Annotated in this window: 7 protein-coding genes; 6 read left to right on the forward strand and 1 reads right to left on the reverse strand. The window is 44.3% G+C overall.

Translation table 11 applies throughout. The features are described 5' to 3' along the window. Nucleotides 1-974: activase (locus ISR87_03370; protein MBL7024470.1), on the reverse strand; the 974-nt coding region annotated here is incomplete at its 3' end. A gap of 505 nt (nucleotides 975-1,479) precedes the next feature. On the opposite strand from ISR87_03370, the gene ISR87_03375 reads away from it, so the two are divergent. The 6 genes from ISR87_03375 to ISR87_03400 all read left to right on the forward strand — a co-directional run bounded on the left by ISR87_03375 (nucleotide 1,480) and on the right by ISR87_03400 (nucleotide 12,707). After that, the gene (locus ISR87_03375; protein ID MBL7024471.1) at nucleotides 1,480-3,366 is read left to right on the forward strand and encodes a von Willebrand factor type A domain-containing protein; all 1,887 of its coding nucleotides are present in this window, start codon (nucleotides 1,480-1,482) and stop codon (nucleotides 3,364-3,366) included. Between the two features lie 103 nt (nucleotides 3,367-3,469). After that, the gene (locus tag ISR87_03380) at nucleotides 3,470-4,201 is read left to right on the forward strand and encodes a response regulator transcription factor (protein MBL7024472.1); all 732 of its coding nucleotides are present in this window, start codon (nucleotides 3,470-3,472) and stop codon (nucleotides 4,199-4,201) included. Further along, nucleotides 4,198-5,661 carry a HAMP domain-containing histidine kinase gene (locus ISR87_03385; GenBank protein MBL7024473.1) on the forward strand — a complete coding sequence of 488 codons (1,464 nt, stop codon included), beginning with the start codon at nucleotides 4,198-4,200 and terminating at the stop codon, nucleotides 5,659-5,661. Before ISR87_03380 ends, ISR87_03385 begins: the two co-directional genes overlap by 4 nt. Nucleotides 5,662-5,873: 212 nt before the next feature. Next, complete coding sequence (locus ISR87_03390) at nucleotides 5,874-7,205, forward strand: spondin domain-containing protein (protein MBL7024474.1); 1,332 nt, start codon at nucleotides 5,874-5,876, stop codon at nucleotides 7,203-7,205. A 74-nt stretch (nucleotides 7,206-7,279) separates the two neighbouring features. Beyond that, nucleotides 7,280-8,374, forward strand: coding sequence for a peptide-methionine (R)-S-oxide reductase MsrB (gene msrB / locus ISR87_03395; GenBank protein ID MBL7024475.1), 1,095 nt, complete (start codon nucleotides 7,280-7,282; stop codon nucleotides 8,372-8,374). A gap of 172 nt (nucleotides 8,375-8,546) precedes the next feature. Beyond that, nucleotides 8,547-12,707 carry a response regulator gene (locus tag ISR87_03400; protein MBL7024476.1) on the forward strand — a complete coding sequence of 1,387 codons (4,161 nt, stop codon included), beginning with the start codon at nucleotides 8,547-8,549 and terminating at the stop codon, nucleotides 12,705-12,707. Nucleotides 12,708-12,762: the final 55 nt, after the last annotated feature.

Genomic DNA, 12,762 nt, shown 5'->3' on the forward strand with positions numbered 1-12,762 from the left:
ACGATTTTCAAATCGGATTCCCGCAGAGCAACTATTTTGGTGGTGGTTGATCCCACATCCAGGCCAAGAATGCACCGATCTCCCTCTTTGGCAACACCACGATCAAGTTCTACAAAATTCACCTGGTCCTCAAATTGCGAGAGGGCTTTATGGAAATCGAATTGGGAAGATTTTTTCGAAAAAAGATTATCTAGATCAACTTTATGACCGTTCTTTAAATCAGAGGCATATACGGCAGCGCCTAAAGCTTCGAAATAGGTTGCTTCCTCCGGAATGATCAGATTCTTAATGCTTGCTTTGAGATAGTCCATCATGACATCAATCTGGGTGGTGCCGCCTACGATGATGATGTCTTCTTTGGGAGTATTTTTCAGGAGTTCCAGAATTTTACTGGCCATCATCTGGCTCAGACCGGCAACCACCTGTCCCTTGGGAACCCCAATGTTGGTGGCGTGGGTACAATCACTCTTGCAAAAAACGGAACATCGTCCTGAGACAACATGGGGGATTTCACCCTGACCAAATTCAATGGCCTCTTCCATGTTCACGCCCATACGGCGGGTTTGCTGAAGAAAAAATTCTCCAGTACCTGATGCGCACTTATTCCCAGTAAACACTTTGGAAATTTTTCCAGCCCTGTCCAGCTGGTAAACCATGAAGGTTTCTCCACCGGCGCTGATAATGGCGTTATAGGCTTTTTTGTCTTTATTGATGAATTTTAATGCGAGTTCAGCAGCCTGTGGTTCAGAGATGGTCTCCAGGTCGATGAGTTCTTTAAATCGACGACCAGTGACCACGACGCCATCAAATTTGTCGATATCTATATTGTTCAGGAGATTGGTTATGACTTCTCTGGGATTGCCTTCATGGGGTTTATTAAAGACATTGCCTATGGTGGTTCCCTGACCATTTCTGTGGAGATTTACAGAAGTGATGGTTGAAGCCCCCGCACATATACCCAGATATTGCTGCATAAGTAGCTCCTTATAAGATAGTAATCGAAAATTTTGGGTGTGTGGGTTGAGTAATGACAGAAGCACACACAACTGCATGCATTCATTGTTCCATTACTCTTTTTATATCACCAGATCTGATTCATAGATCTGTAAAAGACCACACCCCGCTGGTGTCCCCTATCTATGGACACCACATATTTCAGTCTTTGAAATAACTATATCAGCATCAACAAGAGATTCAATATTTGACTATCGCAACTAAGATTAGGAGCAATAACTTAATATAAATTAGTAAAATTTCAATGTTTTAGACACAATTATGCATCTCGCTTTTGGTAGGACTCCATTTAAAATGAAATAAATGACTATTTCTGAGGGACAGTAATTACCACAATTTCAAAAACTCAATACAATATTAAAAGTATTAATTTAAAGGGATTTAAAGGGGTGTAAGGCCTCAGAATCTGTGATAGGAGTCCCTCAAGTTTTCACTATATTTATAAACAATATCTTCGGAGGGGAAATGAAAAAGTCAATCATTGCTATTATCTGTGTTCTGCTCAGTCTGAGTCTATTTGCTGGTGATACGGGTATAATCAAGGGTACAATTGTGGCTGCTAGAGATGGAAGTCCACTGATCGGTGCAAATATTTTCTTAAAGGAGAGTAAACAAGGCGCTGCTACTGATCTGAAGGGAAAATATTTTATTAAGGATGTGAGCGCCGGTAAGTACGAATTGGTAGCTCAATTTATTGGCTACAGCACAATCGTAAAAAATATTGAGGTGAAAGCTGATTCTATTCTGACTGTGGATATCGAAATGGAAATCGAAATGGTCGAGTCCCAAGCCATCACGATTAGCGCTGAGCGGCCACTAATAATGCAGGAAATGAAGATCAGTCGCGTACAGTCGGAAGCTGCCTCATTTTTAGCAATGTCCTACCCCGCCAACAGGATGCAGTTCCCGGTCTCAAATACTGAAGAGTATAGTAAGATAGACGAGACTGGTTTCCTGGAAGTTACTGCAAACCCCCTTTCAACTTTTGCAGCTGATGTGGATGCTGCTTCATATGCCAATGTACGGCGGTTCATCATGCAGGGGAAATACCCCTATGCTGATGCGGTTCGCACTGAGGAATTAGTCAACTATTTCAGCTACGACTACGAAGTGCCTCGGTCAAACGATCCTCTTTCCATAAATCTGGAGTATTCAGATTGCCCCTGGAATGATGAAAATCAACTCATTCATATTGGTCTTAGAGGTAAATCTTTACAAAGAGATGAGGAAATATCCAGCAACCTGGTATTCCTATTGGATGTTTCAGGATCAATGAAGAAACCTGATAAACTACCCTTGCTCAAACAAGCTTTTAAGCTCCTTGTCAAGCAACTCACCCAGAATGACAGAGTGAGTATCGTGGTCTATGCCGGGGCAGCCGGTGAGGTTTTATCTTCAACACCAGGATCTGAGAAAAAAAAGATCCTGAGGGCTATCGATAAGCTTGAAGCAGGTGGCAGTACCGCTGGAGGGGCAGGCATTCAAATGGCTTATAAAATTGCCAAGGAAAATTTTATCAAAGGGGGTAACAATCGAGTAATCCTTGCCACAGACGGTGACTTTAACGTAGGCATTTCCTCTTCTTCTGAATTGGTCAGATATATTGAAGATCAGCGTGATAATGGGATTTTTCTTACGGTACTGGGCTTCGGTCAGGGCAATTACAAGGACAATCGACTCCAGGAACTTGCCGATAGAGGTAATGGTACACACGCCTATATTGACAACATTATGGAAGCCAAAAAAGTGCTGGTCGACGAGTTGACAGGGACCCTTTATACAATTGCCAAGGATGTAAAAATCCAGGTTGAATTCAATCCCGCAAAAGTCCATTCATATCGTTTGCTGGGATATGAAAATCGTCGTCTCGCAAATGAGGATTATGAGGATGACAAAAAGGATGCAGGAGAAGTTGGTGCTGGTCATACCGTGACTGCTTTATATGAAATTGTACCCCTTCGACCAAATGATAAAACCCAGGTGCAGGAATTGAAGTATCAAGAAACAAAGATAAAAAATTCTGCCTTCAAATCCTCCGACGTTCTCACGGTTAGAATTCGCTATAAGGATCCTGATGGCGACCAGAGTCAGGAAATATCAAAAGTCCTCACTGGGAAGCCTATTCAACTGGCAAAGGCATCTAATAACTTCAGATTCTCAGCCGCTGTGGCCCAATTCGCACAGATACTCAGAGATTCAGAATTTAAAGGTGAGGCAGATTTAAAAACGGTTAAGAAACTTGCAAAGGGGGCTAAAGGTGATGATGAATACGGTTATCGGGCAGAATTTATTAATCTTGTGGAACGCTGTATGCTCATCGAGAAAAGGAATTCATTAAAGGATGGGGATTAGCGGGCAAATCCATTGAATTCAGATATGAAATTACAATTTGCTTTTCAACCAATTTCCAGTCACTTTAAAATTGTCATTAATTAAGTATCAAAGGTAAGTGGTGATTTCTAAAGAAAATAAGAAGCGTGTTCTGGTTGTGGAGGATGACGAATCAATCGTTGATCTCTTAACCATTCATCTAGAAGATATGGGATTTGAGGTGGTTTCTGAAGACCATGGCGAGTTAGGGCTTGGACTGGCACAAAACGAAAGTTTTGATCTCATTATTCTTGATATCATGCTTCCTGGTATGGATGGCATGGAGATCTGCAAGCGTATCCGCATGGAGGACAGGCTGACACCCATCATGATGCTCACTTCTCGCTCAGAGGAACTGGACAAGGTCCTGGGGCTTGAGCTGGGCGCTGATGAATACATCACCAAACCCTTTAGCATTCGCGAATTTATTGCCAGAGTCAAAGCGCTCTTCCGACGCATGGAAGTTGATGCGGAGAGCTCCACACCAAAGGCCGCTGCCACGGCTATTAAAATTGAAGCATTGGATATTGATAGTGAGAAGAGACGTGTCACTGTTAATGGCCAATCGATTGAGCTTACGGCCAAGGAATTTGACCTGCTCTATCTGTTTGCCAGTCATCCTGGAAAGGCTTATTCAAGACAACAATTGCTGACCTTAATCTGGGGTTATCAATTTAGTGGATATGAGCATACTGTGAATTCACACATCAATCGTTTACGAGCTAAAATTGAGCAGGATCCAGCCAATCCTCGCTATATCCAAACGGTGTGGAGCGTGGGGTATCGCTTTGTGGATCTGGAAGAGTTAGCCACATGAGACGTTTTTTTCAGTCATTTTATGGCAAGCTGACCTCAGTATTTCTTCTGGTCCTCATATTTATGGGTATCAGTCAGGTTGTGATAACGACACGCTCATTTATTAGTTTCAATCAGGAAGTTGATCAGCGCCTCAATCTGAATCTTGCAAAGGATATGGCCTTTGAACTCATACCCATTCTGGATGAAGAACTGGATTTTGGCAAAATTGGAGAACGCATTCACTATATGATGGTGATGAACCCCAAGATTGAGATTTATGTATTAAATGAGTGGGGCAATGTCCTGGCCTTTTTTGCCGAGCCTGGAAAAACCATGGTGGCTGATTCAGTTGATCTGGATCCAGTCTATCAATTCTTATTACAGGCAGATCACGCTCCCATTTTGGGAAGCGACCCCAGACAGCCAGGCAAACGTAAACCCTTTTCAGCAGCTGAGCTCCTCATGGGGGATGGGTCAAAAGGATTCCTCTATATCATTATCGGGGGGCAGCAGTATGACTCAACCTTCGCCTTTTTCCAGGAGAGCTATATTGTCCGCACCATGATCAACGGTCTGCTCATTACCGTTGTGTTCGCTGGCATCATTGGTTTGATACTGTTTGCCCTTCTGACCAAACGCCTCCGGGTGATCTCAGAGATCGTTTCAGAATTTGAGCAAGGGAATCTTGAGCATCGTATTGATGTTTCAACCAAAGACGAATTCGGGCAACTCGGTCATTCATTTAACAGCATGGCTGATACCATTGAAGCCACCATAGAGAAGCTCCGACTGAATGACAATCTGCGCAGGGAATTGATTGCCAACGTTTCCCACGACCTGCGAACCCCTCTGGCCTCCATTCAGGGGTATGTGGAAACCATTCTCATGAAAACGGATATGGATGATGAGAAAAAACTAAAATATCTGGGAGTTATTCTTAAAAACACCCAGAGTTTGAGCAATCAGGTCAATGAGTTATTCGAATTGTCCAAGCTGGAAGCCAAACAGATTCTTCCAGTGCAGGAACCCTTCTCAATCAATGAACTTGCCCAGGATGTATGCCTGAAATTTAAAACTCAGATAGAAGACCATGGTTTGGAACTGGTTGACAACATCCCCCACAGCTTACCTCCAGTGATTGGGGATATAGCCATGGTGGAACGGGTCATCTCCAACCTGATTCGTAATGCTTCTGAATTTACGGAATCAGGGGGGCGTATCAGTCTGGATATAAAGCAGCAGGATAAATCTGTAATGATCAGCATCGAGGACACTGGTCAGGGGATCTCCCCTGATGATTTGCCTCGCATTTTTGATCGCTTCTACACTGGTGGCAAAAAATCCATCAAGGGATCCACAAGTACGGGTCTGGGTTTAACCATCGCATCCAAAATGATCGAAGCCCATGATCAAGTACTTGAGGTGGAGAGCGAATTAGGACGGGGTACCTGCTTTTATTTCAGTCTACCTATTGCTTAGCAATTCTCCGGTTCTTCTTTTCCTGCAACGAATTCAATAAAAAATCAGAAGTACCAGCGGATCATGCTCCGCGCCTACATATCCTCAAACTAAATCCTTATCTATCTGTAGACTTTACACTCATTTGATGCCCGCGTGATACTTCCGTGATACCCACCTGGTATCTTGGCCCAGGTCAAGAAAACTAAAGGTAACTAAACAAGGAGGATACCATGATTCAAAAAATGACCCTGATAGGAATGACACTACTACTGATTGTTGCATGCGATACGACAACGAATGAACCGCAAATTGAGGGGGACTTCAAAGTTACTATCGAGAATATTGCTGAAGCTAAAAGCTATTCATCAAGCGGGGCTTTCAACACCCCTGTGGGTGCATCAGGTCCAGCGCCTATTTTTCCTGGTGAAGCTTATGAAGTAAGTTTTAGCGCTGCACCTGGCAGCAAATTGTCATTTGCCACCATGTTCGTCCAATCCAATGATCTTTTTTATGCTCCCGATGGTGGGGGAATCGATCTTTATGATAGCATGGGTGACCAGATGGTAGGTGATATCACCAGTCAAATCATGCTCTGGGATGCTGGTAGCGAGCTGAATCAGGAACCAGGTCTGGGTGCAGATCAGGCACCTCGTCAGGCTGGTGCCAATACTGGTGCAGCAGATACTGACAACACAGTTCGTCTGGCATCAGATGATTTTTCAAACTTGCCAGCTGTAGCAGATGTGGTCCAGGTAAGCTTGAGTTCAAACGGAGCGACAGCATTTACACTGCGCATTGAAAATGTCTCCAGCTCCAGCACACTCATGACCTCTGACGGCGGTAGCACAGCTGTACCACTGGCTCCCGGTGTATATGTCGTTCATTCCGGTGCAGATGTGCTCTTTACTGCTGGAATGGCTGATTATGGATACGGATTGGCAGCAATTGCTGAAGACGGTGATCCAACGGACCTCTCTTCAATGATTGCCATGGATACAGGTGTAACTCAGCTGTATGCCCCAGGTGTGTATGTGGTCCATGAATCAGCAAATCCTCTCTTTACTGCAGATGTGGCAGATCGCGGGGAAGGTCTTGAAGATCTGGCTGAAGATGGTGACCCAAGTAGCCTGGCAGCTGCTCTGACCGCATCAAGCATGTATACTGCATCTGGCGCCTTCAATATCCCAGTTGGTGCAGCAGGTCCTGGTGCATTGGCTCCAGGTGCCAGTTACGAATTCGTCATCACTGCCATGGAAGGTGATTATCTTTCACTGGCCACCATGTTGGTTCAGTCAAATGATCTATTCGTGGCACCCTCAGGAATGGGCATTGCCCTGTTTAATGATGGGACAGCCATGACTGGTGATGTCACCAGCTATCTCAGTATTTGGGATGCAGGTACCGAGGTCAACGAAACGCCAGGGATTGGGCTGAATCAGGCGCCACGACAAGCGGGTGCTGGTGCTGGTATGGATGAAATGGGACTGGTGAGTATAGTTGACGATATGTACAACTATCCCTCGCTCAGTGACATCATCAGAGTAACTATTACAGAGATATAGATCTCAGGGGATTAAGTTCAGGCAGAGAGATGTTCTCTCTGCCTCCAACCCCGGGGATTAGAAAGGAAATTCATATGCAAACCAAAAATAAAGTAACCCTGTCCATTGTTTTAAGTTTGATCCTTCTGGGATCGATTACTGGCCAGATTGTGTCAAGAGATTCACCGCTTGCTTCGACCTACTACAAAACGGCAACCTTTGCCGGAGGATGTTTCTGGTGCATGGAAGCCCCTTTTGAAGCTCTGGATGGGGTTGTAGAAGTGATATCAGGTTATTCTGGTGGTAGTGTAACCAACCCTACCTACAAACAGGTGACCAGCGGCTTAACCGGTCATCTTGAAGTGGTTCAGGTGAGCTATGACCCACAAAAAGTCAGTTATGAGACCCTGTTAAAGGTTTTCTGGCAAAATATTGATCCAACAGATGGGGGCGGGCAATTTGCTGATAGAGGTTCACAATACATGACTGCCATTTTTTTCCACACAAGTGACCAGTCGAAATTGGCCAGGGAATCAAAATCCAAACTGGATGCCTCAGGTAAATTTAAAGATCGGGTTGCTACAGATATTATCAAATTTCAACAATTCTGGCCTGCAGAAGACTATCATCAGGATTACTACCGCAAGAACACCAAATATTATAATAGGTATAAGGTGGGCTCTGGCAGAGATGGATATCTCAAGAAAACCTGGAAAAATGACAAGGAAACCTTCAAGGATACAGGCTATTTCAGCAAGCCTTCACAATCAGAGCTTAAGACATCCCTGAGCAGGATGGAGTACAAAGTCACACAGGAATGTGGGACTGAACCTGCCTTTTCCAATGCTTACTGGAATAATAAGGAAGCAGGTATCTATGTGGATGTCGTGAGCGGAGAGCCGTTGTTCAGCTCCAGGGATAAATTCAATTCAGGTACAGGATGGCCCAGTTTTACCAGACCGATTGAAGACAAAAATATAATTGAAGTAGCTGATATGAGTTTTTCCATGGTGAGGACAGAAGTGAAGAGCAAAAGTGCGGACTCACATCTGGGTCACCTGTTTGATGATGGACCAGGTCCTGATGGCATGCGTTATTGCATTAATTCAGCTGCTCTTAAATTCATCCCTCTCGCTAAAATGGAACTGGAGGGTTATGGAGAGTATGTTGATCAAATCACTGGGAAGTGAAGAAATAACGAAAAGAATTACTGGGAGTATTGATGTTTCATGAAAGGCTTCCATCTGGGAGCCTTTTCTTATTCGTGTGCTTCAAAGTGAATTGATGTGATGATTAACTCTTTACATTAACAAGGTTTTGAAACTATTTTGTAAGCACTTCCAGTTAAACCGGTTAAGGGGGGTGGATCTGAATCTTTGGCGTCATACTGCACAAAGGATAATCATTCTTTTGCTGGGTCAGCTGATCCATTTATCCGCACAACAAAGTGACATTCGATTTGAGCACCTGTCTGTAGAGGATGGCCTCTCACAGAGGTATGTATTTGAGGTAGTCGCAGACTGCAAGGGGTATCTGTGGATTGCAACAGAGGACGGCTTGAATAAATACAATGGCTACAATTTTGAGGTTTTCAGGCATGACCCGGACGATCCAACCAGTCTTGGGGGTAATATTCTTCGTCAGGCCCTTGAATCTCATGCCTATGGCGAGCATAAACTTTGGGTCTGTACTGTTGAAGGAGGATTGGCTTGCCTTGACTTGAGAACCGAACGCTTTACCAATTTTCGTTATGACCCCGATGATTCTACCTCAATCAGTAATAATAGTGTCTGGATTATCGAGGAAACCAACATTGGTGGAATCCCTGAGATCTGGGTGGGAGTCCAGGGGCTCGGCCTTGACAGGCTGGATATTAGGACGGGTAAGTTTAAAAGATATAGACTTGGCCACCTTGTAACAGATCTCTTTTACGATAGTAAGGGTGTGCTATGGGTTGGTACGTCTCGAAACGGACTCGGTCATTATAATCCTGAAACAGATGATTTTACTTGGTCGGTACAAGATCGATCTGATCCCAAAAGCCTGGGTGGCAGGGGTGTCTATGATATGACGGAAGATCGATTCGGTACACTTTATGTTGGCACCTCTAAATCAGTTGACAGAATAACCTCGTCCAGAGATGACCTGAGCGAGATCACATTCAAACACTATCAACATGATCCAAAAGATCCGAATTCCATGAGCGGCTATGAGGGAGAATACCTCTTCGAAGATGCAATGGGAAATTTGTGGTTCTCAAACTATGGACGGGGAATGAATATATTTCACCGCGAAACCAATACTTTTACCAGATTTCTCTACGATCCCAATAACCCTCACAGCATAGGGTCAGATATCATCTTTTCAATTTGTGATGACAAATCAGGGATAGTCTGGTTTGGTCATGTAAATGGAATCAGTAAGTGGGATCCCCAAAAGGCAGCCTTTTCTCGTTATGAACATTCAGTTATTGGTCCAACCGGTCTTGAAAATAAGTGGGTCACCTCCGTACTGACTACTCAAGCAGGTGACAAGGAGCTAATATGGGTGGGCACGATTGGGGGTGGGCTATGTCGCTACGATAGATCCACGGGAGCATCGAAATGGTACCTACCAGAAAGTGGGAATCCGAATGCACTTCAGAATAATGCAGTGCTAACGCTGACCCTCTCCAAGCCCGGGCAGATTTTGATTGGCACACTCGAGGAAGTCTACGTACTAGAATTATTGACAGATCGAATAAGCATCATCAAAACACATTCTGGTCCCATCCAATCCAGCTATACTGGGCCCTCTGGTTTTACCTGGATTGCTGCTTCCAATTACGTTGATAAATATGATCCCATGAGTGGCGAAACAACCTCGATTATGAATCAACGTGCCTACGCCGTCCACGAAACACCCTACAAGGATCAATCATATCTATGGGTTGGGACGTTCAGAAAAGGACTATTAAGAGTCGATCTGAAAAGCAACGATGAGACTTGGTATACACACAATGCCAATGACCCTTTAACTATCTCTAATGATATGGTGGAAGCTCTATACACATCAGATTTCAAGGGACATCAGGTCCTCTGGGTGGGAACCATGGCAGGCCTGGATATCTATGATTATGAATCTGAAACCTTTCGCCATTATACGATGAAGGATGGTTTACCCCATAATCACATCCTGGATCTTCAGGAAGACAATCAGGGAAGCCTCTGGATTACCACAAAACTTGGTCTTTCGCGATTTAATCCTCAGACAGAAACTTTTAAATCATTCTGGAAAGAGGATGGTCTCCCCAGCGATGGGTATGAATTCGAGTCTATCCATAGAAGCGGCACAGGAGAGATCTTTGTAGGTGGAGATAAGGGTTTGGTTTCCTTTTTTCCCGATAGTTTAAAGGAGAATACTCAGGCACCCAGCATTGTCCTCACAGACTTTAAACTATTCCATGAATCCGTCCCAGTTCGATCGAAAACTGAACCCGGAAAGGGATTCTCGATTCCGAAGCATATCTCTTACATGAAGGAATTGAATCTGACATACAGACAGAACATATTTACTCTGGAATTTTCAGCTCTTGATTTTCATAGCCCCAGAAAAAATCAATACGCATATCATCTCGGAGGCTTTGAGGATGATTGGAACTATGTAGATGCTACCAAGCGCGAAGTAACCTACACAAACCTGGATCCAGGAAACTATACCTTTAGGGTCAAGGGATCCAACAATGACGGTGTGTGGAATGAACAGGGGGTCTCACTGAAAATCATCATCTCACCGCCCTGGTGGGAAACACAGTGGGCCTACCTGGGCTATTTATTGGTTCTGGGTGGAATGATGGTGGCATTTTGGCGTTTTCAGGTCAGCAAAATTAAACTCCGGCATCAAGTCGAATTGGAACATCTCGCAGCAGAACATTATCATGAATTGGATGAGCATAAATCCCGATTCATGGCCAACATATCCCATGAGTTTCGCACGCCCCTCACACTCATCCTGGGACCTGTGAGCAATCTCATGAATCAGATTAAAGATCATGACATGCGTGATGACCTTCACCTCATCCAGAGACAAGCAAAAAGGTTGTTGGAGTTGGTGATCCAGCTTCTTGATATCTCCAAATTAGAAGACAAGCAGATGATCCTCCAGGCATCCCAACAGAATATTGTCCCCCTCATTAAAGGCTTGGTGGATTCGTTTGGATCTCTGGCAGAGCGCAACACCATAGATCTTAAGTTTGAAGCGGCTAAAGAGAATGTCCAGCTGTATGTTGAGAAAGATGCCATGGTTAAGATTCTCAATAATTTACTCTCAAATGCCTTCAAATTCTCAGGTGCTGGCAAGTCTATCAAAGTGAGTCTAAGCCAGAGTCCAGATTCCCCCTTAAGCAGTGAGGGGGAGGTCATAATTCGTGTTTCAGATACGGGTATTGGGATACCAGAGAATCATTTGGACAAGGTCTTTGACCGTTTTCATCAGGTGGACAATACAGAAACCAGGCAATGGGGGGGCACCGGGATTGGGCTTGCGCTTTCTAAAGAGTTGGTAGAATTGCACGGTGGAACCATCTCTGTTGACAGCAACCCAGATGTAGGTACAGTTTTTACCATCCGTCTGCCCAGAGGTAAGCAACACCTCAATGCCCACAAAATCGTGCATGCTGACTATATCACAAACCAGGATTCTGATACTGTGACAGTACCTGACCTGGATCAAGAAGGGGGTGGTCCTCAGAGTGAGGAAAATCGGGGCGAAGCATTGCCAATTCTTCTCATTGTGGAGGACAACCTTGATGTCCGCAACTATATCAGAGGCTATCTGGACAAACAATATCAATGTTATGAAGCGGTAGATGGTCAGGATGGACTTAATAGGGTAAGAGAGCTTGTTCCTGATCTGGTAATCAGTGATGTGATGATGCCCAAGATGAATGGGTTGGAGTTTTGCCGCCAGGTGAAGACTGATGAGCGTACCAGTCATATTCCAGTTCTCATGCTGACGGCCAAGGCAGACCTTGATAGTAAGGTCAAAGGCCTGGAGACAGGGGCTGATGCGTATCTCACAAAACCTTTTGAAGCGCTGGAATTAAAGATACGTATCAAAAATTTGATAGATCAAAGACAGGCCTTACGGGAGCGTTTTCAGAGGGAATTCAGTCTCATCCCGTCTGACATGAATATTTCATCCATGGACAAACAGTTCCTGGAACGGGCTGTGCAGATTATTAGTGATCAATTGAGTGATCCAGATTTTAAAGTCGATAGCTTCGCTCAAAACATATACATGAGTCGTCAACAGCTAAACCGAAAATTGAAAGCACTCACTGGTCGAACCGCTGTGGAGTTTGTTCGACAGATACGTCTCAAGCGCGCTGCTATGCTGCTCCAGAATAATCATGCCACCATCACAGAAATTGCCTATCAGGTAGGCTTCTCAAATCCCTCACACTTCTCCCGTTCCTTCAATGAGGAATTTGGGAAGTCTCCCTCTGCATTTTTATCTGACCAGAAAAAGAGCAATTCGGAATAAAATTCTCTGAGCCTCCACGCTCACAAACATCTCAACGTAAAAACCCCCTGATATT

The sequence above is a fragment of the Candidatus Neomarinimicrobiota bacterium genome (genome assembly GCA_016784545.1).
Lineage (GTDB): Bacteria > Fidelibacterota > UBA8477 > UBA8477 > JABMPR01 > JABMPR01.

Coding starts and splice junctions, on each gene's coding strand:
- ISR87_03375 (MBL7024471.1), top strand. CDS start 1,480: ATGAAAAAGTCAATCATTGCTATTATCTGTGTTCTGCTCAGTCTGAGT.
- ISR87_03385 (MBL7024473.1), top strand. CDS start 4,198: ATGAGACGTTTTTTTCAGTCATTTTATGGCAAGCTGACCTCAGTATTT.
- ISR87_03390 (MBL7024474.1), top strand. CDS start 5,874: ATGATTCAAAAAATGACCCTGATAGGAATGACACTACTACTGATTGTT.
- msrB (MBL7024475.1), top strand. CDS start 7,280: ATGCAAACCAAAAATAAAGTAACCCTGTCCATTGTTTTAAGTTTGATC.